The sequence below is a fragment of the Candidatus Omnitrophota bacterium genome (assembly GCA_018830005.1).
Taxonomy (GTDB): Bacteria; Omnitrophota; Gorgyraeia; order JAHJTE01; family JAHJTE01; genus JAHJTE01.
Window position 1 is genome coordinate 1 of sequence record JAHJTE010000001.1, and the last position, 24,528, is coordinate 24,528.

General features: G+C 41.5%; 28 protein-coding genes and 1 tRNA gene. All 29 read right to left on the reverse strand.

The window, feature by feature from the left end; genetic code table 11:
* Positions 1-137 precede the first annotated feature (137 nt).
* Positions 138-209: transfer RNA gene (locus tag KJ593_00005), tRNA-Gln, on the reverse strand.
* Positions 210-226: 17 nt separating this feature from the next.
* Positions 227-424, reverse strand: a complete 198-nt coding sequence (locus KJ593_00010) for a hypothetical protein (GenBank protein MBU2540269.1) — start codon at positions 422-424, stop codon at positions 227-229.
* A 12-nt stretch (positions 425-436) separates the two neighbouring features.
* Complete coding sequence (locus tag KJ593_00015) at positions 437-1,756, reverse strand: glutamate--tRNA ligase (protein ID MBU2540270.1); 1,320 nt, start codon at positions 1,754-1,756, stop codon at positions 437-439.
* On the reverse strand, positions 1,749-2,279 hold the full coding sequence (locus tag KJ593_00020) for a 2-oxoacid:acceptor oxidoreductase family protein (protein MBU2540271.1): 531 nt from the start codon (positions 2,277-2,279) through the stop codon (positions 1,749-1,751). The genes KJ593_00015 and KJ593_00020 overlap by 8 nt, the downstream gene beginning before the upstream one ends.
* 12 nt (positions 2,280-2,291) lie before the next feature.
* Complete coding sequence (locus KJ593_00025; protein MBU2540272.1) at positions 2,292-3,023, reverse strand: 2-oxoglutarate oxidoreductase; 732 nt, start codon at positions 3,021-3,023, stop codon at positions 2,292-2,294.
* A 7-nt stretch (positions 3,024-3,030) separates the two neighbouring features.
* The gene (locus tag KJ593_00030; GenBank protein MBU2540273.1) at positions 3,031-4,104 is read right to left on the reverse strand and encodes a 3-methyl-2-oxobutanoate dehydrogenase subunit VorB; all 1,074 of its coding nucleotides are present in this window, start codon (positions 4,102-4,104) and stop codon (positions 3,031-3,033) included.
* 5 nt (positions 4,105-4,109) lie between these two features.
* A complete protein-coding gene (locus tag KJ593_00035; protein MBU2540274.1) occupies positions 4,110-4,319 on the reverse strand; it encodes a 4Fe-4S binding protein in 210 nt (69 codons plus the stop codon).
* A 58-nt stretch (positions 4,320-4,377) separates the two neighbouring features.
* Positions 4,378-4,884, reverse strand: a complete 507-nt coding sequence (locus KJ593_00040; GenBank protein ID MBU2540275.1) for a helix-turn-helix domain-containing protein — start codon at positions 4,882-4,884, stop codon at positions 4,378-4,380.
* Positions 4,881-5,591 carry a nucleotidyl transferase AbiEii/AbiGii toxin family protein gene (locus tag KJ593_00045; protein MBU2540276.1) on the reverse strand — a complete coding sequence of 237 codons (711 nt, stop codon included), beginning with the start codon at positions 5,589-5,591 and terminating at the stop codon, positions 4,881-4,883. The genes KJ593_00040 and KJ593_00045 overlap by 4 nt, the downstream gene beginning before the upstream one ends.
* A 180-nt stretch (positions 5,592-5,771) precedes the next feature.
* Positions 5,772-7,637 (reverse strand): 1-deoxy-D-xylulose-5-phosphate synthase, encoded by a 1,866-nt coding sequence (gene dxs / locus KJ593_00050; protein MBU2540277.1) that lies wholly within the window; start codon positions 7,635-7,637, stop codon positions 5,772-5,774.
* 6 nt (positions 7,638-7,643) lie between these two features.
* Positions 7,644-7,868 carry an exodeoxyribonuclease VII small subunit gene (gene xseB / locus KJ593_00055; protein MBU2540278.1) on the reverse strand — a complete coding sequence of 75 codons (225 nt, stop codon included), beginning with the start codon at positions 7,866-7,868 and terminating at the stop codon, positions 7,644-7,646.
* A gap of 7 nt (positions 7,869-7,875) precedes the next feature.
* Entirely contained in the window at positions 7,876-9,030 is a 1,155-nt protein-coding gene (gene xseA / locus KJ593_00060; GenBank protein MBU2540279.1) for an exodeoxyribonuclease VII large subunit, read from the reverse strand.
* The gene (locus KJ593_00065) at positions 9,012-9,374 is read right to left on the reverse strand and encodes a PilZ domain-containing protein (protein MBU2540280.1); all 363 of its coding nucleotides are present in this window, start codon (positions 9,372-9,374) and stop codon (positions 9,012-9,014) included. Before KJ593_00065 ends, xseA begins: the two co-directional genes overlap by 19 nt.
* A gap of 33 nt (positions 9,375-9,407) precedes the next feature.
* A complete protein-coding gene (locus KJ593_00070) occupies positions 9,408-10,187 on the reverse strand; it encodes a TIGR00282 family metallophosphoesterase (protein MBU2540281.1) in 780 nt (259 codons plus the stop codon).
* Positions 10,188-10,246: 59 nt separating this feature from the next.
* Positions 10,247-11,818, reverse strand: a complete 1,572-nt coding sequence (rny, locus tag KJ593_00075) for a ribonuclease Y (GenBank protein MBU2540282.1) — start codon at positions 11,816-11,818, stop codon at positions 10,247-10,249.
* Between the two features lie 124 nt (positions 11,819-11,942).
* Positions 11,943-12,494, reverse strand: coding sequence for a 5-formyltetrahydrofolate cyclo-ligase (locus KJ593_00080; protein MBU2540283.1), 552 nt, complete (start codon positions 12,492-12,494; stop codon positions 11,943-11,945).
* Complete coding sequence (gene nifU, locus KJ593_00085) at positions 12,451-12,870, reverse strand: Fe-S cluster assembly scaffold protein NifU (GenBank protein MBU2540284.1); 420 nt, start codon at positions 12,868-12,870, stop codon at positions 12,451-12,453. Before nifU ends, KJ593_00080 begins: the two co-directional genes overlap by 44 nt.
* Positions 12,870-13,523 carry a methylenetetrahydrofolate reductase C-terminal domain-containing protein gene (locus KJ593_00090; protein ID MBU2540285.1) on the reverse strand — a complete coding sequence of 218 codons (654 nt, stop codon included), beginning with the start codon at positions 13,521-13,523 and terminating at the stop codon, positions 12,870-12,872. The genes nifU and KJ593_00090 overlap by 1 nt, the downstream gene beginning before the upstream one ends.
* On the reverse strand, positions 13,510-14,847 hold the full coding sequence (locus KJ593_00095) for a replication-associated recombination protein A (GenBank protein ID MBU2540286.1): 1,338 nt from the start codon (positions 14,845-14,847) through the stop codon (positions 13,510-13,512). The genes KJ593_00090 and KJ593_00095 overlap by 14 nt, the downstream gene beginning before the upstream one ends.
* A gap of 274 nt (positions 14,848-15,121) precedes the next feature.
* Positions 15,122-17,209, reverse strand: coding sequence for a phenylalanine--tRNA ligase subunit beta (gene pheT / locus KJ593_00100; protein MBU2540287.1), 2,088 nt, complete (start codon positions 17,207-17,209; stop codon positions 15,122-15,124).
* A gap of 6 nt (positions 17,210-17,215) precedes the next feature.
* Positions 17,216-18,238, reverse strand: a complete 1,023-nt coding sequence (gene pheS, locus KJ593_00105; GenBank protein MBU2540288.1) for a phenylalanine--tRNA ligase subunit alpha — start codon at positions 18,236-18,238, stop codon at positions 17,216-17,218.
* Positions 18,199-18,693: a hypothetical protein gene (locus tag KJ593_00110; protein MBU2540289.1), complete on the reverse strand. Its 495-nt coding sequence runs from the start codon at positions 18,691-18,693 to the stop codon at positions 18,199-18,201. The genes pheS and KJ593_00110 overlap by 40 nt, the downstream gene beginning before the upstream one ends.
* Positions 18,694-20,196 (reverse strand): TrkH family potassium uptake protein, encoded by a 1,503-nt coding sequence (locus tag KJ593_00115; GenBank protein MBU2540290.1) that lies wholly within the window; start codon positions 20,194-20,196, stop codon positions 18,694-18,696. It lies immediately after the preceding gene.
* A 171-nt stretch (positions 20,197-20,367) separates the two neighbouring features.
* Positions 20,368-21,030: an NAD-binding protein gene (locus KJ593_00120; GenBank protein ID MBU2540291.1), complete on the reverse strand. Its 663-nt coding sequence runs from the start codon at positions 21,028-21,030 to the stop codon at positions 20,368-20,370.
* 33 nt (positions 21,031-21,063) lie between these two features.
* The gene (locus KJ593_00125) at positions 21,064-21,459 is read right to left on the reverse strand and encodes a TrkA family potassium uptake protein (GenBank protein ID MBU2540292.1); all 396 of its coding nucleotides are present in this window, start codon (positions 21,457-21,459) and stop codon (positions 21,064-21,066) included.
* Positions 21,460-21,533: 74 nt separating this feature from the next.
* A complete protein-coding gene (gene rplT, locus KJ593_00130; protein MBU2540293.1) occupies positions 21,534-21,881 on the reverse strand; it encodes a 50S ribosomal protein L20 in 348 nt (115 codons plus the stop codon).
* A 113-nt stretch (positions 21,882-21,994) separates the two neighbouring features.
* On the reverse strand, positions 21,995-22,192 hold the full coding sequence (gene rpmI / locus KJ593_00135) for a 50S ribosomal protein L35 (protein ID MBU2540294.1): 198 nt from the start codon (positions 22,190-22,192) through the stop codon (positions 21,995-21,997).
* Between the two features lie 99 nt (positions 22,193-22,291).
* The gene (gene infC, locus KJ593_00140; GenBank protein ID MBU2540295.1) at positions 22,292-22,789 is read right to left on the reverse strand and encodes a translation initiation factor IF-3; all 498 of its coding nucleotides are present in this window, start codon (positions 22,787-22,789) and stop codon (positions 22,292-22,294) included.
* 14 nt (positions 22,790-22,803) lie between these two features.
* The gene (thrS, locus tag KJ593_00145) at positions 22,804-24,528 is read right to left on the reverse strand and encodes a threonine--tRNA ligase (GenBank protein MBU2540296.1); all 1,725 of its coding nucleotides are present in this window, start codon (positions 24,526-24,528) and stop codon (positions 22,804-22,806) included.

Below are 24,528 nucleotides of genomic sequence, written 5' to 3' on the forward strand. Positions count from 1 at the left end.
ATGTCTGTCTCTCCTCAATCTGTTACGATTTTCAAGTTATTCAGAAACCTGCGCTTAGCGCAGTCATCCGTCATCACGCAATCACTCGTATGTCGAAGTCCTCTCCTTCTCCTGGTTCGAGTCCAGTCTGGAAATAACTGCGGGACAAGGACTCGAACCTTGACAACCAGATCCAGAATCTGGCGTACTGCCAGTTATACGATCCCGCAAGATATTAAAAACTTGACTACCAGAACTTTTCCTCAAACTCTTCATCTGCCCGCTTAAGTGCCCTACCCAAATCTGCGATATTATCACAGGTATTACCTACGTCTTTAGCAATCCCAGTAAAAAATCCTTCTCCCGTTCCCTTGATGGTCTCGCAGGAACATAAACTAAATCCCAAGCTCAATACCATTATAAGCAAACTTATTCGTTTAATCATTGGCGATTTCCCTCAACTTGCGATGTCCTTCTGCTTGATTACCCTCTCTAGCCTTTTAATTACTTTATCCTTTCCTAAAACCGATAAGACCTCAAATAATCCCGGACCAACTGTCTTTCCGGTAAGAGCTGCACGCAGAGGATGTATCAAATCGCGAGATTTAATGTCTGCCTGGGTAATATAATCTCTAAATGCTTCCTCGATTGCCTGCGGGCTGAATTCGGAAATCTCGGAAAATCTAAGAATCAAATTCTTGAAATCTTGCGAGCTGTCTCTGGCCTTTAGTTTGTTGGCTGCCTGCTCATCAAATATGATTTCATCTTTAAAGAAAAAATCAGCCCATTCTAAAAAATCGCCTAATCTATTAAGCCGGGACTGAAATAACCTTACTACATCCTTTAACCAATTCCTATCGGTGTTCTTATCAATAAAGCCAATCTCTGAAAGAGGCAAAATAAGCAAATCTAATATCTTATCTGTATCTGCGCTTTTTAAATATTGATTGTTCATCCATAGCAACTTATCCGAGTCAAATGTAGCTGCAGTTTTATTCACGCCTTCTAACTTAAATTTACTTATAGCGCATTTATTATCAATTATCTCCTGGTCTTTTCCCGGCGACCATCCCAGAAGCAGGAGATAGTTAAAAAGCGCTTCTGGTAAAATGCCCATCTTGCGATATTCTGATATTGCTGTGGCCCCGGTTCGCTTTGAAAGTCTGCCGCCGCCTTTGCCTAGTATCAACGGCAAGTGCGCAAACTGCGGGATCTCTGCACCCAAGGCCTCATAAAGCATAATCTGTTTTGGCGTATTGGAAATATGGTCATCGCCGCGAATAATATGGCTGATTTTCATAAGATAATCATCGACCACGCAGGCAAAATTATAGGCTGGTGTTCCGTCAGATTTAATCAATACCTGGTCTTTAATCTCTGCTGTGTCAAATTCAATATCTTTATATATCAAATCTTTTATTTTAATTTTTCGATTCTGGACTACCCTATAGATTATCGCCTTGCCTTTCACGTTTTCCTTAGTGCTTTCCTGTTCATAGGCTAGGCCTTTATCTAACAACTTCTGTGCATGTTCTTTATATAACTTTGAGCGCTTACTTTGATAATATTCCTCCTGCCAATCCATACCCAGCCACTTAAGGGATGTTAAGATTTCATCCAGGTACTCTTTTTTACTTCTGTTAATATCCGTATCTTCGATACGCAAGATGAATATTCCATTATTGGCTTTAGCAAAAAGCCAATTAAATATAGCAGTGCGCGCACCACCAATATGCAGATTTCCTGTTGGACTGGGAGCAAAACGTACTCTAACCATTGTATCCTAGCTCAAATGCCTTCTTATTGATCTGGAAAAGTTTAGGATTAACAGCCTTGGCCATCTCAGATAATGTATCTATTAGGGTGTGTTTGGCTATGAGTTTGCGCTGAGATAAATACGCACCCAAGGCAACTATATTTGCAACCTTGATGTTTCCCAAATCAAGTGCTATTTGTGTTGCTGCTATTTTAACCATCTTAATCTTCTTTGCTGGCTTTGGTACCTTTGCTAAAGAGGTATTCACAACTAAAAGTCCACCCTCTGTTAAGGCTGGCAAAAACTTCATAAGCGAGGGTTGATTCATCACAATAAGCGCATCGGCACAAGCAAAGTAAGGAGAGCCTATTTTTGTCTCACTTATGGTTAGCATGCACCTTGCTGTGCCTCCTCGCACCTCTGCTCCGTAAGATGGAAGCCAGGTTATATATCTGCCGTTGATCATTGCTGCCTGGGCCAGGACTTTAGCCATAAGCATTATACCCTGACCGCCTGCTCCTGCGAAGATTATGTGTTCAGTCATTGCTTTACCTTCTCACTTTATCCTGCCCAAAGGATACACCTTCACTATCTCTTCCTCTATCCAACGCAGGCTCTCCAGAGGTGTCTTTCCCCAATAGGTTGGACAGGGGCTCAAAATTTCAACAAGGCCAAAGCCTTTATTTTCAAGTTGATTAGAGAAGGCGTTCTTGATTGCCCGTTTTACATTATGTATAGAACGAACTGTGGTAATTGCAGTGCGTTCTAAATATGATACCTGACTTAATTGAGCAAGCATCTCCAATAACTTTAAAGGCGGACCTTCCCCGGAACTTAAATTCCTGCCAAGGGGCGTAGTAGCAGTCCTCTGTCCCAGTAAAGTAGTTGGTGCCATCTGACCGCCCGTCATTCCATACACAGCATTATTAACAAAAATAACGGTTATATTTTCTCCTCTATTGGCAGTATGTATAGTTTCGGCAGTGCCAATAGCTGCTAAATCACCGTCTCCCTGATAGGTGAAGACTACTTTTTCAGGCTGTGTCCGTTTTAACCCTGTAGCAACTGCCGTCGCCCTTCCATGAGCTGCCTCGGCAGTATCCAGTTTCCAATAATCATAAGCAATAACCGCGCAACCAACAGGAGCAACAGCAATGGTTTTGTCTCTTATACCAAGTTCATCAATCACCTGGCATATTAATTTATGTATTAAGCCATGTCCGCAACCAGGACAGTAATGGGTTTTTACTTTGCGTAGCGATTCCGGATGAGAATATATCTTTTTCATGAATTTTCTATTTGTTATAAATAGTTTTTATCTTATGTGCTATCTCTTCTTGCGTTGGGATGCCTCCGCCTGTACGACCCAGGAAATCCACGCTACATCTAGCATCAACTGCAAGTCTAACATCTTCTAGCATCTGCCCGGCGCTCATCTCAATAACCAGCACCTTTTTATTATTAGAGGCGTCTTTTATCTCCTTTGTAGGAAACGGCCAGAGACTTATTGGACGCAATAGGCCTAACCTTAAACCTTGTTTTCTTAAACTCCTGACCACGTCCTCTAGGATCCTGGCCATAATACCATAACTTACTATTAAAAGTTTACTATCATTCAGAAAAGCGGCTTGATAGCGCACTTCTTTTTTCTGAATCTCTTTATATTTTCTCTGTAATTTTTTGTTAATCTCTTCTAATGCGCCTTCTTTTAAAAATAGGGAACGAATTATATTAGGCCTTCTATTTTTAGCCCCCCTCAAGGCCCAGGATTTTTTAATTTTGATAGTCTTTAGTGCGTAGTGCTCAGCATTTAGATCTACTTGTTCCATCATTTGACCTAACATCCCGTCGGCTAAAATAATTACCGGCATCCTGTATTTATCAGCCAAATCAAAAGAGAGCTGTGCCAACTCATACGCCTCTTGCACATTAGAAGGTGCTAAGACAATCGAATGATAATCGCCGTGACCACCGCCTTTGACCGCCTGAAAATAATCTGACTGGCTGGGAGCAATATTGCCTAAACCCGGTCCGCCGCGCATAACATTTACGATTACTGCTGGTAGCATGCATCCAGCCAGATAGGATATGCCTTCTTGTTTAAGGCTAATACCCGGGCTTGAAGAACTCGTCATCGCCCGTTTTCCGGCACAGCTTGCCCCAAATACCATATTAATCGCTGCGATTTCGCTTTCTGCCTGTATAAATATACCCTTAACTTGGGGCATCCTCCTGGAAAAATAAGCAGGTATCTCATTCTGAGGCGTAATCGGATAACCAGCATAGAAACGACAGCCAGCTAGAATAGCGCCTTCAGCAAATGCCTCATTCCCGCTCATCAATATTTTTTTTGGCTTTTTTGGACTCATCGGATTTATTTATATACCTCTATTGCCGCCTCCGGACAGATAATCGCACAGGCGCAACATCCTGTACAGGCCTTGCCTTTTTTCTCTAGGAATACCACAGGCTTATAGCCTACTTTATTTAGCGAATGGCCTTTCTTTATATGTCCAAAAGGACAAAATACTATACACAGATTACATGCCTTACAACGTTTGCTATCAATCTTTATCTTTGCCATATGCAAAAAGTTAGAGAATTATTGAGCTAGAACATATGTACCTATTTTTTATTTTTATTTAACTTATGTCCACTCTTTTAATTCCCAGAATTCTAGAGAGGCGAATTAAAGTGAACATTGTGATATTTTTCTTTCCTTCTTCAACTCTGGAGATATCTGGTTGTTTCATACCTATTCTAAAAGCCAGTTGTTTTTGACTTAACCCTTTCTCGACTCTTGCCTCTTTAATCAGTTTGCCGAATTCCCGAAAAAAAGCCGGAGTTTTTCCCTCAGCTCTTTTTTGTTTGTGTTGATACTCATCTAAAAGTTGTTCATATATTGTCTCCCACCAGTCTCTAAATTCCGATTGCCGTATACGTTTTACCCAGTAGACTCTAATCTTCGGCCATATTTTCACAAACTCTTTCTTGCTAATAACCGAAAAAAGCTCTTTCGGCTTATCACAACGCGATAAAAAAGTAGCCATTCGCATGGTAAATTTAGGGTGCTGAGAATTTTTTAGGATTTTTTTAGTTTCTCTTAGAGCCCCTTCTTTCAAATCCCAAAAGTATTTTGCAATAATCATTCGATAACCTCTCTCATAAATTCTTTTATCTCATTCTCCAAATAAATAATCATTTCCCTAGAGTTAAATTTCTTATCATAAATATCCATATCGATAAGTGCGAGCTTAAGATCTTGCCGAGAAAATGTTCGATACCAATGAATCATTCCTCTTTGTAATTGCGAAGAGACGTTCCGCAGGAATATATGCAATGGCTGTATGTTCTTTGAAAGCATATAAACATCAAACACATCACGCCCCTCCTTGCGACCTTCTATGATTTGCCTGCCTATCTCATCTATTTCAGGCCGAATCCCAGAAATGGCAATAATTTTCTGTAAATAGATATTTTCTACGCTATAAACACGGACTCCTTCAATTTTTCGTATCGCAGGATCTTGAAAAATAACATCTTCAACAAAATCAATCTTTAATGGTCTGCTAGAGCCCTTAACAGGTATAGTATAAAAACGAACCTTGGCCTTTCCGCCTGCCACAAACTCAGATTCCAAGTGTATCCTTTTATCTATATCTTTTCCAAATGCAGAGACCAAGTTATTTATTTCTGAAACCTCATATTTGTGTGAAAAGAAATCCAAATCTGCGGAAAAACGATGGTGTAAATAATACAATTCAAGGGCAGTGCCACCGGCAAGCCCAAAGTCATTAGCTTTCTTTGAAAAGACCTTTAAAATTTGATTCTGTGCTTTTCTGATTTTAGGATTCATTTGGTTCTCAATAAATATAGGTTATAATCTATATATATATAGATTATAACCTATATTAAATATGTGTCAACTATTTTCACAACTTATAAGTTGTGAAATAGCTGTTTTTGTACAATCAAGGTATTGAATAGCGGGGATTAACCAGCCTAGCATCAAGAAGAAAGATCTGTTGTGCCACTTTTATATTTTATGTCTTATTTCACTTATCGTCTTGGCTATTTTCTCCGGACTCAATCCAAATTTATCCAGCAAAACAGAGCGTGGGCCATGCTGTATGAAATCAAGCGGCAGACCCAAACATGTTACCTTGGCCTCTTCTCCTATTATATTTTTGACTCCCAAGCCAAAACCGCCATCAAGAATGCCCTCTTCAACTGTAATAATATGCTTGCTCTTTTTGGCTAAATCTTTATAAAAATCTTCCTGCAAGGGCTTTGCGCAACGTGCATTGATAAGGCCGATATCTTTGGCCTTGGGACCTAAAATCTTTATGGCCTCAAATGCCGGCTGTACCATGCTTCCCAGGGCCAGGATAGAAACATCTCCTGGCCTTTTTAAAACTTGAGGCCCTGCTATATTAGAGGTATCCTGAAACTCTTCAGGAAAATTAAAAACATCTGATTTTGGATAGCGAATAGCAACAGGACAAGACTGACTAAAGGCAAACTCCAACATTGCCTCTAATTCTAGCCCATCCTTTGGTGCTAAAACAATAATATTGGGTATGGTCCTGAGAAAAGCAATGTCAAAGATGCCTTGATGCGTTACGCCATCTGAACCCACAATACCAGCGCGGTCAACGGCAAGTACCACGTTTAAATTTTGCAATGCCAGATCAATGATAATCTGGTCATAAGAGCGCTGTAAAAAGGTAGAGTAAACAGCTACAACCGGCTTTATGCCTTTAGCAGAAAGCCCTGCGGCAAATGAAACAGCATGCTGTTCAGCTATGCCAACGTCAAAAAAACGACTCGGAAATTCTTTGCTGAATTTATCCAATCCTGTCCCCTCAGGCATTGCTGCAGTAATGGCTACGATTGATTTATCCTTAGAGGCAAGTTGAATGAGCTTATTACTAAAGACCTCTGTAAATGTATGTTTTTTTGAAACAGAATTAGGGAGCGGTCTGCCATTCTGTTTATTAAATTTATGGGCGCTATGAAATTTTTCTGGTTGGGCCTCTGCAGGAGCAAAGCCCTTGCCTTTTTTAGTCATTACATGCAAAAGCAGGGGGCCTTCAACCTCTTTTAAATTATTCAGGGTTTGGATTAATTGTTCTAGATTATGGCCGTCCAAAGGACCAAAATAACGAAAGCCAAGTTCTTCAAAAAATATTCCCGGAACAATAAGGCCTTTTAATATCTCTTCAAAATGTAAAGACAACTTTACCAGGCGCGGGCCAATATGAGGGATGCGTAAACTTATAAATTTTTCAAGCGCAGATTTAAAACGATTATAAATAGGACGGGAAATTATTTTGTTTAGATAACCACTTAATGCTCCCACCGCCGGAGAAATACTCATCTCATTCGTATTTAATATTACTAGTAAATCTTTCTTTAAATGACCCGCATTATTTAAGGCCTCAAAGCACATACCGCCGCTTAGAGAACCATCGCCAATTATGGCGATTGTTTTTTCTTTGCCTTTTTTTAAGTCCCTGGCAGCAGCATAGCCTAATGCAAGAGAAACTGCTGTTGAACTATGCCCAACGCTAAATACATCATAAACAGATTCTCCCCGTAAAGGAAAACCGCTAATCCCTTCATACTGCCGCAGGCTAGAAAATTTATCTCTTCTTCCAGTGATAATTTTATGGGCGTAACACTGGTGGCCGACATCCCAAACAATGACATCTTCTGGCGCCTGAAAGCAATAATGCAAGGCAATGGTCAACTCCACCACCCCTAGACTGCTTGCAAGATGCCCACCAGAAGAAGAAACAGCATCAATAATAATGCGGCGTATCTCGCTGGCTAAAATTGGCAGTTTCACACGTGGGATTTTCTTCAAATCCTCTGGGCTATTAACGGTCTCGATTAACATATTATCCTAGCGCAGAAAAGGCCTTACCTTTAGCTTGCCCTTCTCTTCTCCAACTACCTGTTCCACCTTGATTTTTACTGATTGTAATTGCTGCAGGCATTCTTGTGCAAGACGAGAACCAACCTTAAATTTCTTAATCGCCTCTTCCAGGCCCAAGGAGCCAGCCTCCAACTCCTGGACAATATCTTCTAATTTTTCAAATGCCTGCTCAAAGTCAAATTGCTTTGTCATAACGCGTTTAACCTCTGTTTGATTTATTTTTTAGGACACTCTCCAGTTTTCCTCGCGAAAGAATCGTCACCAATTCTGTCCCAACCATTACATCCTTGATATCCCTAATCACCTTATGATTCCTTTTATTAAAAGTAATACTGTATCCTCGCCTTAGAACATCTAGGGGGCTTAAGGCCTTGAACCTGTCTAGGAACCCTCTTGCCTTGGCAGTTTTTAGTTCTACCATCTGATTCAAACTCCTCCCTAGAGAAACAAGCAAATCATCAAGACGCTGTTGATAATCCGGTATAAGCCTGTGCATGTATTGCTCTAGGCGTATTATCAACTCCTTTAATCTATCCTGCAGATTATCGCGAGATGGAATAATCAATTCTATTGCTGCCGAAGGGGTTGGTGCGCGCAAATCAGCAACAAAGTCTGCTATTGTCCAATCTACCTCGTGCCCTACAGCGCTAACAACAGGAATCCGCGAGGAAAAAACAGCACGCGCTAGGACCTCTTCATTAAACGCCCAGAGATCTTCAAGACTACCACCGCCACGGGCAAGCAGCAGGCAATCAAAGTTGGCGTGTTTGTTTGCGAGCTTAACTGCTTGCGCTATCTCCCCTGCCGCCCCTTCTCCTTGCACCCGCACAGGAAAAAGCGTTGCCTGAATCAACATTGCCCTTCGTTTTAGAACAGTAAGCATATCGTGTATAACTGCTCCAGAAGAAGAAGTAATAATTGCTATTCTTTTGGGAAGAGGTGGTATAGACCTTTTGCGTGCTTGATCAAAAAAACCTTCCCTGGCAAGCTTCTGTTTTAACTGCTGAAAGGCAAGTTCTAGACTGCCTAAGCCTTTTGGCTCAACGCATCTTGCACATAACTGATAGTTTCCGCCCCTCTCATATACCCTCACGCTCCCGAAACAGAGAATCTGCATACCATCTTTAAGTTGGAATTTAGGTGACCTGTTATAGTCTCTAAAAAATACAGTGCGAATCTGGGAATGAGAATCTTTGAGGGTAAAATAGATATGTCCTGATGCAGGCCGGCTTAAATTCGAAACCTCACCTACAACCCAAACATCTGGCAAGGAATTTTCCAGTACTGTCTTTATGTCCTGGGTTAACTCTTCTACGGTTAGAACCCGTCTTTTCCCTATTGTTTCTGAAGGCATTTATTTACTATCGCTTCAATTCTGGCAACATCTTTTGCATCTAGCTTTTTAAATTCAATACCTGTATCAAAAAATCCCGGTCTCTCTTTTTTAATCTCATGACGTCTTACCACCCAGACAACCGTTCCTACGGTTTTAATCGGGGGTTGGCTATCCTTGATATCAAGTTCCAAGGATACGTCAGAAAATAAACCAAGGCCTTTTTCTAATACAGTGCATATGCCTCCGCAGCCGACGTTCTCCGTATTTGATACAAGGGTCTCCTTACCTTTTTTCTTGCTGATTTTAATCTGGCAAGGGTAATCAGCCCGCGGGAATCTGCGACGATTTATTCCATCCCACATAACACACCTCCTCTTAATGTTAATGAGCCCACCTTAGGCGGACGCTTTTCTCTTTATTCTCTTAATCTTTCGCGCCTGACCTGATTTCTCGTCAATATCAACTAAGACTCCCTGCAATTGTTCATCGCCTCTGGCTAACTCAAAACGCGTAGGTATACTACTTAAGAAACGTTCAATAATCTGCTCTTTATTTCTGCCAATAACAGAAGCGCAAGAACCGGTCATGCCTACATCGCTTATATAGGCTGTTTTAGCTGGTAAGATATTTTCATCGGCAGTCTGAACGTGGGTGTGCGTTCCTAAGACTGCGCTCACCTTACCGTCTAAGAACCAACCCAAGGCTATCTTTTCACTCGTTGCCTCAGCGTGCATATCAACAATTATAATCTTTACTTTTGGATCAATACCAGTCAAAAGAGATCTGACTACCCTGAATGGACAATCTATAGGGTTCATAAATACCCGGCCTTCTAAATTTATAACAGCTATTTTTTCATTTTTCACTGTGATCACGATGAGACCTTTTCCAGGAACATTTTCAGGTAGATTCGCAGGACGCAAAATTCTAGGATGGTCAATAACGCTAAAAGACTCACGTCTCTTAAAGATATGATCGCCACTTGTCAATACATCTATGCCTTGCGAAAATAGCTCATCGGCAACAGCTACAGTAATACCTGAGCCACCAGCAGCATTTTCAGCATTTGCAATAACTACGTCAATTTTAAACTCTGTCTTTAGACCTGGCAGGAGACCAGCTATGGTTTCTCTTCCGGGTTTTCCGACTATATCACCGATAAACAGAATCTTCATAATATAACTTAATTATACACAGATTAACACAGATACAAGCAATAAATATTGGCTAGTGTCTATTTAGCGTATTCTATGGCCCTTGTCTCTCTGATGACCGTAACCTTGACTTGACCTGGATATTCCATGCCCTCTTCTATTTTCTTGCGGATATCGCGAGCTAAAATCACGACATCAGAATCCTTAATCTTTTCTGGCTGAACAATAATCCTAACTTCTCGTCCAGCCTGAATAGCAAATGCCTTTTCTACGCCACTAAACAAATTAGCAATCGCCTCCAATTTCTCAAGGCGTTTAATATAAGTCTCAAGGGTTTCTCGGCGCGCACCAGGTCTTGCAGCGCTGATTGCGTCTGCAGCCGCAGCCAAGACTGAATAGAAAGAATTTAGCTCTACCTCTTCATGATGTGCGGCAATTGCACTAACCACATCCGGAGATTCGCCGTATTTCCTCGCAAGATCTGCGCCAATACCAGCATGGGTACCCTCTACATCCTGATCAATTGCCTTGCCGATATCATGAAGCAGGCCAATCTTACGTGCCAGTTTAAAATCTGCCCTTAATTCCGAGGCCATAACCCCCATAAGATAGGCGACCTCTTTAGAATGTTGCAAGGCGTTCTGGCCAAAGCTAGTACGATATTTCAATCTTCCGAGTAGTTTGATAATTTCAGGGTGTAGGCCGTGTACGCCAATATCAAAAGCAGCACGTTCGCCTTCTTCCCTGATGTTAACCTCCATTTCCTTCTTAACCTTATCCACCACCTCTTCAATCCTACCAGGATGAATGCGACCATCAACTATAAGTTTTTCTAAAGAAATACGAGCAATCTCCCTGCGTACAACGTCAAAACCAGATAGTATCACTGCCTCTGGAGTATCATCAATAATAACGTCTATTCCAGTGGCCATTTCTAGGGCGCGGATATTTCGTCCTTCGCGGCCGATAATCCTACCCTTCATCTCATCGTTGGGCAGAGGGACAACGCTTACGGTAGATTCGCTTGTGTGATCTACAGACGTACGCTGGATAGATAAGGCTATTATCTCCTGCGCCTTTTTAACCGCAGTCTCCCTAATCTGATCTTCCATATTCTTTATCAGTACGGCCTTTTCTACATTCAGTTCTTGCTCCATACGTGAAAGTAGCAGTTCTTTCGCCTGCTGAGGAGACAGAGAAGAGATTCTCTGCAGCATACCTTTTTCTTCGGCAATCAAAGATTCTAGATGCTGGGCTTTCTTGCTTAGATTGTCCTCTAAGGTATTAATGCTGTTCTGCTTATTTGCAATATCCTTTTCTTTTCTCTCCAGTAACTCTACACGCCTATCAAGGTTCTCTTCTTTCTGCAGCATTCTTTTTTCCATGTTGCTTAATTCCTGACGGCGTTCTTTGTTCTCGTTTTCAAAATCCATTCGTAAGCGGTAAAGTAAATCTTTGGATTCGAGCTGGGCTTCTTTATGAATATTAGAAGCCTTCTGCTTTGCTTCCTCCATTAACTGATTAGTCTTTTCGCGAGTGATGTTTAATCTGCGCTTGAGAAAAAAACTAGAAATCAGATAACCTCCATAGGTGCTTACAACGATTATGGCCAAGGCCATAATCAATAGCATGATATTATTTGAACCTTCCATGATTTATTTTTCCTCCACTTATTAGCAAAATTGCTACATAAACTTTGCCAAAAATTCATTATATTACTTAAGACAACATAAATCAAGACTGCTAGCTGCAATCTTTAATCTTACTATCTTTTGATTATGCGCTGATTACTCTTTCTACTGGGAGGTCACAAGAGGTATGAGGCAGAGAAGAGACGATTTGAAAATCAAAGCAGACTCCAGCTGTATAAGTATTCTTAGATAGATTTTTCAAAAAACGGTCATAATAACCTTGACCTCTGCCTAATCTAAGACCTGAACGGTCAAAAGCAAGACCGGGAACAACAACGAAGTCTAAATCTTTTTTTGGAATAGACCGAGAACAATCAAGTCTTGGCTGTGGACTACCAAATCTGCTTTCTTGCAATGAATTGCATAGACCTTTGATTGCTCGCGGAATCAATCTCTTCTTATTTTCTGCTATGAATGGCAGGCCAACGACCTTACCTTTCTTAATTGCCTCTTTAATCATCTTATATGTATCTACCTCACCAGCAAAAGATGCATAAAACATAACCGTCTTTGCACTCCTAAATCTTTTGAGCGCAAATAACTTATGCATAATCATTCTACTTTTTTTAAGTCTTAAAACCTCCTTCTGGTTTTTAAGCTTTTTTAGCATTATTTTTCTTACTGTTTTCTTGGTCATTATTCGCTTCTCTTTTACGATAATCAGTAATTGCTGACTTTAATGCCTCCTCGGCTAATACAGAGCAGTGCATCTTAATCTGTGGCAGACCTCCTAAGGCCTCGGCTACAGCCTTGTTGGAAATCTTTAGCGCCTCCTCTATTGTCTTTCCTTTAATTAATTCAGTAACCATTGAACTTGTAGCAATCGCGGCACCACAGCCATACGTTTTAAACTTTGCATCGCTAATTACGCCGTCTTCTACTTTAATATATAATCTTAAGATGTCCCCGCAGACGGGATTACCGACATTACCTATGCCACTGGCATCAGGTATCTCACCCACATTGCGCGGGTGAAGAAAATGCTCCATTACTTTTTCGCTGTATGCTTCCATTACTGCTCCAACTTTAGTTTGTGGGGTTTAATGCTTTGTGAATGATCTTTAGGGTCTTGTATCTGCCTAAACTTACCCAGATTTTTGTGTTTCTCTGCCTCTTTATAAATTAGGACCCAGGCGCAATCCTGATCTTTATCTACTTCGCACTTACCTTTATCCATACCGCCGCAAGGACCGTTAAGCAGGCCCTTTGCACAACGCGTAACCGGACAAATCCCTCCTGTTATATCCAGGACACACTCGCCGCAATGCGAACAATATTCATTAAATTCACCTTTGGCATTTACAGTAGCAGCAAAGAGGGTGTCACAGCCAGGTAAAACTGGCTTATCCCAGCGGTCATTTTCCTTTACTGACTGCACTCCTGAGCCGCAAGAGAGAACCAACATTGCATCAGCCTCTTCTATCGCCTTCCTGTTTTTAGCAAAGGGGACCTTTACCTGCGCGGCAACACAAGGAGATTCAGAAACAACTGTCCCGGTTATTAGCTTGCCGGCTTTTTCCAAAGCAGGCTTAATCTTGGCAACCTCCTCTTCTCCGCCGCTTTTACAGGTCGTAGAACATGTACCGCAACCAACAATAAATATCTTGCTATAAGGGCTTAATATCTTTAGGATTTCTTCAAATGGTTTTTGTTTACTGATTATCATGCGCCCTTAATTCCTCCAGCCACTTCTTTATCTTGGCCTCATAACCCATGCTTGTCGGAATATAATATCTTTTCTTTTTGGGTATATATTTTTGCTTTACGTAATGTTTATCGTAATCATGGGCATATTTATAATCCTTACCATGTCCTAATTTCTCTGCCCCAGGATAGCTAGAATCGCGCAAATGCGCAGGTACTTCCAGAGTGCGTCCGGATTTAACGTCCTGGAGTGCATTCTCAATACCCATATAGGAAGCGTTTGATTTTGGCGAGCAGGCTATGAAAACTGCAGCCTGAGCCAGGGCAATCCTTGCCTCAGGCATACCAATGTATTCTAGAATATCTCTTGCTGCATTTGCCAGGACTAATGCCTGAGGTTGAGCATTACCAACATCCTCAGCAGCACAAATACAGATTCTTCTGGCAATAAAACGCGCATCCTCTCCGGCATAAATCATCTTTGCTAACCAATAAAGCGTTGCATCTGGGTCAGAACCACGCATTGATTTGATAAATGCCGAGATAGTATCATAATGATTATCACCGTCGCGGTCATAGACAACAGCCTTTTTCTGAATTGACTCCTCGATAACTGAAAGTGTTAATCTAATACAGCCTGATTTATCCTGCTCGGTTGTCAAGGCTGCTATCTCAATGGCATTAAGACAACGCCGCGCATCGCCATCTGCGACCTTGCAAAGAAAACTACAGGCTGGTTCATCCAATACTATGTCTAATTTTCCCAGGCCACGTTGTTTATCCTTCAATGCCTTATTTATAATCTCCCTTAATTCCTCCTCGGTCAAAGGATTAAGACTAAAAATATGCGAACGAGATAAAAGCGGACTGTTGAGAGAAAAGAAAGGATTCTCTACTGTGACCCCGATTAAGATGACCGTCTCATCCTCCACAAAAGGATTTAAGACGTCCTGCTGTTGCTTATTGAAATGATGAAGCTCGTCGATAAAAAGGATTGTCCTTCTGCCGCTATTCCTCTTTCTGAGTTTTGCGCTTTCAGTAATCTTGCGCAGTTGATTAATGTTAGAGGTAACGGCATTGATCTGTTCGAAGTGGGCTTGTGTCTGAGAGCTTATGCAGAAGGCGAGAGAGGTCTTGCCTGTACCAGGTGGGCCATATAAAATAATCGAACTTAAACGATCTGCCTCAATACAACGCCGCAGGAGTCTACCAGAAGCCAGGATATGCTTCTGACCTACAAACTCCGTTAATTTACGCGGCCGCATTCTTGCAGCTAGAGGCCTATCGTAATCGGCATCCTTGGTATTTCTATCTATAAAAAAATCAAAAGTCTCTTTCTTTCTCATATGTCAATTTACCCTTGCGGGTAAAGAAGCACATCAACTTATGTACACGACAAAAAACCCCGCTTGTGTCGTCGGATAGGATGATGTGAACCGGTCTTCCTAAACGTGGGTGCCATCTCATCTGCCCACAAGCAAGATGAAGTAAAGCTCCCTGGAAAGTTGTGTTGGTTCTACAAATATCAAGTCTATCCGGCGAACACTGCAGGGAATCTTTCAATCATCTTTAGTATAACATGCGGCCAACTAAATTGCAAGGGAAACTGCTTTTTAGCTTCTATCTTATTTGAGCAGAAAATCTATCCGTAAGCAAATCCTTTACTTTCTCCAGCGCGGCATTTATCTCCTCCTCTTTCAAGGTGCGATCAAAGGCTGCAAATTTAAGAGAAAAGGATAGGCTGCGAGAACCTTTCGGAATATTGGCTCCCCTGTATTCATCAAAGAGCAAAATCTCCTTCAAAATCGGTATATCTTTTTTTAGGATTTCATCCTTTATTGTTTTTATGCGAACTCCCTTCTCTATAATAATGCTTATGTCTCTGGCAGCAGTAGGAAAAACAGAGAATTTAGTAAAACTCTTGCCTAGATTGGAGATGGCCAGTAGCTTATCCAACCCTATCAGGGCTAGGAATACGTTCTTCTTGCGGATTCCCCACTTCTTTAATGTAAGATCCTCTACTTTGCCAAAATGACCTATGCTGCTGCCTTGACAGCTAACCCCTATACCTATGCCATTCTCATAGGGCGTTAATGCTTGCGGGGAAAAATCCAGCCTGGCTATATCAATTCCTAAACGCAGGAAACAAGTCTCCAGGATACCTTTTATATCAAAAAGCGAGAAGTCTGCTTTCTCCTTTAGACAGGCCTGGCGATACCAATCATCTATTTTCTTTCCTGCTGCCAGAATCCCCATCTCTTGAGACTCCTCTATCTTACTGCTTGTGTCTTTAAAAACAGCTCCCATCTCAAAAATATTTACATCATCTATCGAGCGATTAAAATTATACGCTGCTACATCTAGGAGTCCGGCTAAAAGACTGAGCCGTAAAACCTCCTGCTCTTTGCTTAAAGGATTTTCGATTCTTACTATTTCTTTGCCATCTACGGATAAGATACTGGCCTTGGCCTCACTCTCCAGACTATAAGAAATGACTTCAAAAAATCCAGAGGCACAAAGAGTACGCTTGATAACTCTTTTGCACTCATCCAGAAATACACTCTCCCTCTGCTGCGGCTTGGCTATAATTGCAGGTAATGTCAAGCCTATATTATCGTATCCTGAGATACGTACGATCTCTTCAATTACATCTTCTTGACCTTCTATGTCCTTTCGAAAATCCGGCGCCTTTATCGTGAGTCTTGACTTAGATTGTGTCTTTACGCTAAACTCCAATCTTTTTAAAATCTTTACAATCGTCTCTTTTGCCAAATCCGTGCCGAGAAGTTTATTGACATAAAGACAATCTAATTTTAAAGTTACCTCTTTGTTTTTTGGTTTTGCAGCAGCCGCTGCAAAGATACGTGAGCACCTAGCCTTGGGTGATGTCTTTAGGATTAAATCGGCAACGCGCTCCTGTGCCTTAGAAACGCCGCAAAGATTTACATCACGCTCGAACCTATAGGAAGATTCAGTGTTTAGGCCTAATTTCTGGCGGCTAGTTCTTATGGTTATGGGATCAAAATATGCGCTTTCAAGAAGCAGTCTCTTTGTAGAACTATCTACCTCTGAGTCTTTTCCGCCCATAACACCGGCAATAGCAATAGGGCCTAATCTATCAGCAATAACAAGGATCTCACAAGATAGCTGGCGCGTTTCTCCATCAATCGTTACTATCTTCTCATCCTTCTTGGCGCGGCGCACAATTATCTCTATCGGCATCTTGCATCTATTAAGGATCTTATCCAAATCAAAGGCATGCAAAGGCTGACCCATCTCGAGTAATACATAATTTGTAATATCTACAATGCTATTAACGCCTCTTAGGCCAATAACGCCCAGGCGATTCAGCATGTGGCAGGATGAGGTCTTAACCAAGGCATTATCAATAACCCTGGCTGTATACAGGGGGCAGTCTTTTTTGTTTTCGATTTTAACAGATACCTGATCTGACTTCTCTCGCCTTATGTCTTTAATGCTTGGCAGTCTTAGCTTCTTGTCATAAATAGCAGCAACTTCTCGGGCTATGCCGATATGGCTTAAGCAATCAGGGCGATTTGAGGTAACCTCGATATCTAAGACCCAATCATCGCCAGTTTTTCTGTAATCAGTTACCTCAAGTCCAGCCATAGTTAATTTATGGGCCAGTTTATCAACGGGTTGTTTTATTACGATGTAATCTTTTAACCAATTATAGGATATCTTCATATTAAATCAGAATTGCTCCAAAAATCGTAAATCGTTTTCAAAGAATAGACGGATATCGCCTATGCCACACTTTAGCATCGCAATACGCTCAATCCCCATGCCAAAGGCAAATCCTCTATAGCGTCCTGCTGGGTAGCCGACGTGTTTAAATACATTAGGATGAATCATCCCTGCCCCTAAAACTTCAAGCCAACCTTTTCCGCCACAGACACTACAGTGACCTTTTTTACTACTACATATTATGCAGGATATATCTACCTCTGCCGATGGTTCGGTAAATGGGAAAAAATGCGGCCGAAAGCGCATCTTTATATCCGGGCCGAATAGTTCCTTGGCAAATAAATCTAATACACCCTTTAGATCAGAAAATCTTATATCAGTGGAAACGACAAAGCCCTCGATCTGATGAAACATAAAAGAATGAGAGGCGTCTGTTGCATCTGGGCGGTATACCTTTCCTGGGACCACCACAGCCAAAGGTGGTGCGCAGTTTTTCATTACCCTTATCTGCACAGGTGAAGTGTGACTGCGCAGCAGTAATCTCTCTTGTGTCTTTAAATAGAACGTGTCGAATGCATCTCGGGAAGGATGATTTAAGGGGATGTTCAAACCAGTAAAATTATTAAATTCTGTCTCAACCTCAGGACCCTCTACAACCTCAAACCCCATTTTTTCAAAAATAGCACAGGTATTATCTATGGTTTGATTTATTATGTGTTCTTTGCCCAGCCGCGTCTTAATGCCATCAGCAGTGAAATCAATATCGCCACAGGCAAGAATTGGCTTTTTCTTAAGTTGTCTTGATTTATTATCAGCCTCTCGCGTGATATCTGCCTTTAACTTGTTTAGGGCCTTACCAAATTGCGGTCTTTCTTGAGTAGAAACAGATTTTATATTCTTAAAATACTCAGGCAACAACCCCTTGCGGCTAAGATACTTTACCTTGAGCTTATCAAGCTCCTCAACCGTGGCTGCATTTTCAATCTCTTTCAGCGCCTGTTCCTGAATATGCTTAAGATCAGCAAACATAATACCCCCAGGCTCAGATATAGAGCCAGTCTTTTTCTCTCGGGATTTATCTTCTCTGGTAAAAATTTGCCCTTTTCTATTGTTGCTAAATTTTGAGCATGTATATCAAGATCGCCACCGTGCGCCTTGCATCTGACATTGAATATACCTTGAATCTCAATATAATCGCCCCGCACTCCGTGGGTCCCGACAAAGCGAATGAGCGGTTTAAGCCTTACTGGTGCCCAGATGCCAATAGCAGTGTCGCAAGTATGGTCTAATATATTTATCCAGAAGAAATTGCCTCTTACCATTATATCGCCAACTGCCTCGCCCTGATAGACGATTGCCTTACCGTCATAATCTTGACTATTTTCAATCAAGTCCTTTGCGCTTACCACATCCTGGGCAAGGATATTCTTAGGTTGCAGGCACAAAAAACTTAAGGCAATCAAAATGATACATAACTTATTCATCTACTTTCCTTTTATGGCTGAAACAATAAAGCCGATCAAAACAAAAACTGACATAAATTCAAGCCGCCCTATCCACATCTGAAAAATGTATACAATCTTTAACGCCTGCGGCATTGTCGGCGAGGTAATGCCGCATGAAAGACCGACATTTGCTGCAGCTGAGGTAGACTCAAAAAGAGAAGACAATAAAGAATAACCCATAAACATCCCCATCAAGGATCCGAAAGAATATAGAAAAAGAAATGCCAAGAAAATAGTTAAGGCTGATCTAACGTGTTTCTCCTCCAGGATCATGTCTTTTATGTGGTGTATTTTGCCAACTACAATAGCACGTTCGCTCAAGAGTATGCTCTTTATATCCTGGACAAGCGCCTTAAAAAGCACTCCGATTCTCAAAAGTTTTATTCCTCCGGTAGTAGAACAAACACAGCCTCCTATGGCCATAGCAACGATAAGACCTACCAAGGCTAAAGAGTTCCAACTAGCTACCATCTGCTGCGGATAAAGATTAGTATGACCTGTGCCTGTGTGGGCGGAAAATACCTGAAAGAAACCCCTGCGCATGAGCATAACAGCGTTAGGATAGATATTAAGCCGATGAAGGGCAAGGGCAGTTATAAAGAAAGCAATGCTTAAGGTTACAATAAACGTAATTATCTCTATATTCCTGCGTAATTCCTTGCGATCCCCGGTCCAGATAGTATGATGTAGTTTGAAATTTAATGCTCCCAGAAACATCAAGAAAATACTGACAAGCTCAAAAAGCGGGCTGTGATAATAAAGCATGTTCTGCGATTGAGGGCTAAATCCTCCTGTGTCAAAGGCTGCCATGAAAATGCAAGAGCCATGAAAAAATGCCCTGCCCCAAGACAGGCCCTCAAACTTTCCCACCAAAGACAATACTATTGTACCGATAATAAAATAGACAATGCTTACCAGCCAGATGAAACGCGCTGTCTGGATTATATTTGGCAGGATCTTCTCCTCTCTTGCCTCCCCCACATACATCTTTAAGGCGCCGGAGAAGCCTTTTAAGAGAAAGGCTAAAACAACAACCACGATCCCCTGCCCGCCAATAAACATAATCAAATGCCGCCATAGGTTTACAGAAAGCGGCAGATGGTCTAAATCCGTAACCAAAACTAATCCTGTAGTCGCAAATCCGCTCATGGCATCAAAACATGCATCTAGAAAGGAGCGCCAGTGGCCGCTTAAATAAAAAGGAATTGCGCCAAAGACCATAGCCAGCAACCAAGATAAGGCAACCACAATCATACCCTGCGTCCAATTAAGATCTTTTCCAGTCCGGCATAAAATAGTCATGCTAAGACCGACGATCAAGGCCAAGGATGCAGCTATTAAAAAATCGAATCCAGCAGGATTCTCCCCTAAGCATAAAGCAACAATAAGCGGGATGAACATCACCAGACCTAAACCGATAGCGATTTTGCCGATAAAAAATGCGATTATTTGTAAATCTTCTCTTTGTGGTTTAAGAATCATAGATTGGCTTTATATATATTTTAAACCTCTTACTTACATAGCATACAGCGGGCTAACGAGGCAAATGAACAATAATCAAACTTAACAGAAATGCGAAAATAAAAATATAAGCAGCAAAGCTTAACTCCGCAATTATTCCTAAGACGGCCTTCTTAAATGGAATGAGTAATTTCATATCTTGCCAATAAGGGCATTGAGGAGCTGCTGTTCATTTTCGATTAATGTAAGGGCAATGATATCATCTCCTGCCTCTAAAACTGTATCGCCTTTAGGCACAATCACCTCATCGCCTCGAATAATGGAAACAAAAACCGAATCAGCCGGCAGCTTAATGGACTGGACATCTTTCTTTATCACGGGTGAATCCGCCGGTAAATCAACTCTCACAATAGCAAGTTTTCCGCGTTTAAAACTTAGGAGATTGACAAAGTCGGCAAACGAGACCTCTTCTTCAACAATCTTGGCGATGATCTCAGTAGCGTCTATGGGGACATCAACCCCTAACTGACTGAATATCTTTTCATTGGCTGGGTCATTTACTCGCGAGACAGTACGCGCCACATGAAATTTCTCCTTAGCCAGCTGACAAATCACTAAATTATCCTCATCGCTTCCTGTTACCACAGCAACAACATCGCAACGATCAATGCGCGCATCCTCCAAGACATGAGGATCGCAGCCGTCTCCGCAGATTACTAAGGCGTTTAATATCTTGGCCAACTCTTCGCAGACTTCCTTATCGCTATCAATAAGTACCACAGCATGTTTATCCGCGATTAAACGCGTAGCCAGAGAATATCCGACCCTTCCTGCTCCAACAATTATTATATACACCGCGCCCTCCTTGGATGAACAGGCAGCATAAACCTATTTAATTTTATCTTTGATAACTTCAGCAAAAATAACCGTGCCGCTTACTGTATCAAGCCCTAATGTCTTATAAATGGCTGCCCTCTGAGGATCATATACACGTGCAAAGACCTTAGGCACTTTAAAAATCTTCTTAGCAATCTGCGAGGCCATAATATTCGTATTGTCATAATCAGTCAGGGCGCAAAAGACATCTGCCTTTTCAATGCCCGCCTTCTTCAGCACATCGCTATTACATCCGTTGCCCGTCTGTGTGATGCCGTTAAAGGTCTGGCCAACGCGATCAAAGGCGGCGATGTTTTTGTCCACAACCACTACGTTATGGCCTTCCTCGCTTAAAAGCTTAGCTAACTGTGCCCCGACTCTTCCACAACCAACAATAATTATGTACATAGTAAACCTCTAAAGTTTAGTCCTCAGCTTCCAGTTTTGAAGATTTATCTTTCTGATAACTAATAACTCTCAGATTAGTGCTTGCTGATTTCAACCAACTTCTTAAACGTCTTAGGATCATTTACTGCCACATCCGCAAGCATCTTCCTATCTAGGGCTATCTTTGCCTTGAGGAGGCCATTGATAAAGCGGCTATAACTTATCTTGTTCAGTCTGCAGGCAGCATTGATTCGCACAATCCAAAGCCTGCGAAAATCACGCTTGCGCACTCTTCTGTCACGATAGGCAAAAGCAAGCCCGCGTTCTACCGTACCCTTTGCAAGTTTATATCGCTTACTACGGTCTCCCCAGAAACCCTTTGCTGCCTTTAATATCTTTTTTCTTCTTTTTCTACTTCCGGGACTCCTTGTTGATCGTGCCATGCTCTACCCCTCTCATTGTAATTAACACAGGCGATCTCAAATAAATTCATCTTAAGATCATCTGTATGTTTTGTCCCGTTAGATATTCATACATCCGACGGGATCATATACATTTATCCATAAGGCAGAAGACGCCTTGCCAGCTTTGTATCCGGGCCGCTGATTAATGACGTTTTTCTTAAACGTCTTTTGCGATTAGCGTTCTTCTTGGTCAAGATATGGCCCTTACCGGCTTTGTGTCTTTTGATTTTACCACTCTTAGTAAGTCTTGCTCTCTTTGCGAAAGATTTATTCGTCTTTAATTTAGGCATACAAACCTCGTTTCAGAATAGACTAAAGACACCTGCCTAGATTAGACAGACTTTATATCGATCTCCAATCTAATTCGTGCCTTTCCTATCTCTTATTTTTTATTTATTTGGTGCAAAGACCATGCTCATAACTCTACCTTCAAAGGATGGAGACTTCTCCATCTGGCCTTCCTTTGACATATCGCTGATAAATTTATCCAGAACTCGCTTGCCAATTTCCTTATGAGCCATCTCTCTGCCTCGGAAGAAAAGATTGACCTTTACCTTATTGCCTTTCTCCAAGAATTCCAAGGCGTGTCGCAATTTCACCTGATAATCATGGTCTTCGATATTAGGCTTAACCCGAATCTCTTTAATAAGGACTCGCTTCTGATGATGCTTGGCCTCTCGCTCCTTCTTTTCCTGGTCATATTTAAACTTAGCAAAGTCCATAACCCTACATACTGGGGGCTTGACATTACCGGCAACCTCTACTAAATCAAGCTCGCGTTCCTCAGCAAGCTCAATGCCTCGAGATAATTCAACAATGCCCAGCTGTTCCCCTTCAGCGCCAATCAGTCTTATCTGACTTGCGCGGATACCTCTGTTAACCCGTATGTTCTTACGAATCTCTACCACCTCCTTTTTTCTTCTATGTCCATCTTTGCCTTTTCAATAAAATCTTCTATCTTCATCGTACCTTGATCGCCTATGGAGCGTTTTCTTACGGAGACAACATTCTTATTGCATTCCTTTTCGCCGATAACCAAGATGTAGGGAATCCTGGCCTTTTCTGCTTGGCGGATTTTTTTACCTAGAGTCTGGTTACTTAAATCAATCTCTACGCGCAATTTTTCTTTGATTAAGCGCTGTTTTAGTTTTTGGCAGTATTCATTGAGCGCATCTTTTAAAGGCAAAATAATCACCTGGGTTGGTGAAAGCCAAAGCGGCAATGCCCCTGAATAGTGTTCTAGAAGCGCGCCGATAAATCTCTCCAGACTTCCTAATATAACGCGATGAAGCATAATAGGTTGTTTTTCTTTGCCATCTTTACCTATATAGGTTAAATCAAAACGGCCGGGGAGAGCAAAGTCACACTGGATTGTAGCGCATTGCCATGTCCTTTTTAATGCATCCTTTAATTTAATGTCAATCTTAGGGCCATAGAATGCGCCTTCGCCGACATTAATCGAAAAATCGAGGGATTTCTCCTTCAGCGAATCCTGGAGTGCCTTGGTTGCCTCCTGCCACTGCTGTGGCTGACCTATATATTTCTCCGGCTGCGTACTTAACTCAATGTGTATATCATTAAAACCAAATACCTTCATCGTATCTAGAACAAAATCTATAACATTTTTAATTTCATCCTTTAAATCTTCCTGGCAGCAAAATATGTGCGCATCATCCTGGGTAAAACCTCTCACTCTTAACAGGCCGTGAAGCACGCCGCTCTTTTCATAACGATATACTGTACCTAGTTCAAATAATCTCAAAGGCAGATCGCGGTAGCTGCGCAATTTAGATTTGTAAATCAAAATATGGCCAGGACAATTCATCGGCTTCAGGGCATACTCTTTCTCATCAATATTAAAAACAAACATATTATCCCGATAATATTCATAATGACCGGATTGTACCCAGAGGTCCTGCTTTAATATATGCGGTGTTATTACCATATCATAGCCGCGGCTTAGATGTTCGTTCTTTTCGTAATCCTCGATGATATTCCTTAACATCGCGCCCTTTGGATGATAAAAGACAAGACCGGCGCCTGCCTTTTCATGATAGATATCAAAGTAACCTAATTCTGGCCCGAGTTTTCTGTGGTCTCTTTTTTTAGCCTCTTCTTGGCGCTTTAAATAATCATTGAGTAACTTCTTATCGGAGAATACCGTGCCATATACCCTCTGCAGCATTGGGTTTGTCTCTATGCCGTGCCAGTATGCACCTGCTAAAGAAAGCAATTTAAACGCCTTAATCTCTCCTGTTGATTTTATATGTGGGCCGCGGCACAAATCAATAAAATCATCGCCGGTTTTATAAATCGTAACCTCTTCATCTGGGATTTCTGAAAGCAGTGATAATTTGTATTGTTCGTTTCTTTTCTTGAATAATCTTATTGCCTCATCCTTGGACAGAACCTCACGCTTGAATTTTTCATTGCGCTTGATAATCTGCTGCATCCTGGCTTCGATCTTAGCTAAATCTGCATCACAAAAAGGCTCCTCTCTATCGAAATCATAATAAAAGCCATCTTCAATGGCAGGGCCGATGCCAAGCTTGACCTCTGGCCAGAGCTCTTTTACTGCCTGAGCTAAAACATGCGAACAAGAATGTCTTAATGTTTCTAAATTCAT

What these genes read in the sequence shown, in the direction of transcription:
- KJ593_00010 (MBU2540269.1), bottom strand. Translation starts at nt 424, where the DNA reads ATGATTAAACGAATAAGTTTGCTTATAATGGTATTGAGCTTGGGATTT.
- KJ593_00015 (MBU2540270.1), bottom strand. Translation starts at nt 1,756, where the DNA reads ATGGTTAGAGTACGTTTTGCTCCCAGTCCAACAGGAAATCTGCATATT.
- KJ593_00020 (MBU2540271.1), bottom strand. Translation starts at nt 2,279, where the DNA reads ATGACTGAACACATAATCTTCGCAGGAGCAGGCGGTCAGGGTATAATG.
- KJ593_00025 (MBU2540272.1), bottom strand. Translation starts at nt 3,023, where the DNA reads ATGAAAAAGATATATTCTCATCCGGAATCGCTACGCAAAGTAAAAACC.
- KJ593_00030 (MBU2540273.1), bottom strand. Translation starts at nt 4,104, where the DNA reads ATGAGTCCAAAAAAGCCAAAAAAAATATTGATGAGCGGGAATGAGGCA.
- KJ593_00035 (MBU2540274.1), bottom strand. Translation starts at nt 4,319, where the DNA reads ATGGCAAAGATAAAGATTGATAGCAAACGTTGTAAGGCATGTAATCTG.
- KJ593_00040 (MBU2540275.1), bottom strand. Translation starts at nt 4,884, where the DNA reads ATGATTATTGCAAAATACTTTTGGGATTTGAAAGAAGGGGCTCTAAGA.
- KJ593_00045 (MBU2540276.1), bottom strand. Translation starts at nt 5,591, where the DNA reads ATGAATCCTAAAATCAGAAAAGCACAGAATCAAATTTTAAAGGTCTTT.
- dxs (MBU2540277.1), bottom strand. Translation starts at nt 7,637, where the DNA reads ATGTTAATCGAGACCGTTAATAGCCCAGAGGATTTGAAGAAAATCCCA.
- xseB (MBU2540278.1), bottom strand. Translation starts at nt 7,868, where the DNA reads ATGACAAAGCAATTTGACTTTGAGCAGGCATTTGAAAAATTAGAAGAT.
- xseA (MBU2540279.1), bottom strand. Translation starts at nt 9,030, where the DNA reads ATGCCTTCAGAAACAATAGGGAAAAGACGGGTTCTAACCGTAGAAGAG.
- KJ593_00065 (MBU2540280.1), bottom strand. Translation starts at nt 9,374, where the DNA reads ATGTGGGATGGAATAAATCGTCGCAGATTCCCGCGGGCTGATTACCCT.
- KJ593_00070 (MBU2540281.1), bottom strand. Translation starts at nt 10,187, where the DNA reads ATGAAGATTCTGTTTATCGGTGATATAGTCGGAAAACCCGGAAGAGAA.
- rny (MBU2540282.1), bottom strand. Translation starts at nt 11,818, where the DNA reads ATGGAAGGTTCAAATAATATCATGCTATTGATTATGGCCTTGGCCATA.
- KJ593_00080 (MBU2540283.1), bottom strand. Translation starts at nt 12,494, where the DNA reads ATGACCAAGAAAACAGTAAGAAAAATAATGCTAAAAAAGCTTAAAAAC.
- nifU (MBU2540284.1), bottom strand. Translation starts at nt 12,870, where the DNA reads ATGGAAGCATACAGCGAAAAAGTAATGGAGCATTTTCTTCACCCGCGC.
- KJ593_00090 (MBU2540285.1), bottom strand. Translation starts at nt 13,523, where the DNA reads ATGATAATCAGTAAACAAAAACCATTTGAAGAAATCCTAAAGATATTA.
- KJ593_00095 (MBU2540286.1), bottom strand. Translation starts at nt 14,847, where the DNA reads ATGAGAAAGAAAGAGACTTTTGATTTTTTTATAGATAGAAATACCAAG.
- pheT (MBU2540287.1), bottom strand. Translation starts at nt 17,209, where the DNA reads ATGAAGATATCCTATAATTGGTTAAAAGATTACATCGTAATAAAACAA.
- pheS (MBU2540288.1), bottom strand. Translation starts at nt 18,238, where the DNA reads ATGTTTGCTGATCTTAAGCATATTCAGGAACAGGCGCTGAAAGAGATT.
- KJ593_00110 (MBU2540289.1), bottom strand. Translation starts at nt 18,693, where the DNA reads ATGAATAAGTTATGTATCATTTTGATTGCCTTAAGTTTTTTGTGCCTG.
- KJ593_00115 (MBU2540290.1), bottom strand. Translation starts at nt 20,196, where the DNA reads ATGATTCTTAAACCACAAAGAGAAGATTTACAAATAATCGCATTTTTT.
- KJ593_00125 (MBU2540292.1), bottom strand. Translation starts at nt 21,459, where the DNA reads ATGTACATAATTATTGTTGGTTGTGGAAGAGTCGGGGCACAGTTAGCT.
- rplT (MBU2540293.1), bottom strand. Translation starts at nt 21,881, where the DNA reads ATGGCACGATCAACAAGGAGTCCCGGAAGTAGAAAAAGAAGAAAAAAG.
- rpmI (MBU2540294.1), bottom strand. Translation starts at nt 22,192, where the DNA reads ATGCCTAAATTAAAGACGAATAAATCTTTCGCAAAGAGAGCAAGACTT.
- thrS (MBU2540296.1), bottom strand. Translation starts at nt 24,528, where the DNA reads ATGAATTTAGAAACATTAAGACATTCTTGTTCGCATGTTTTAGCTCAG.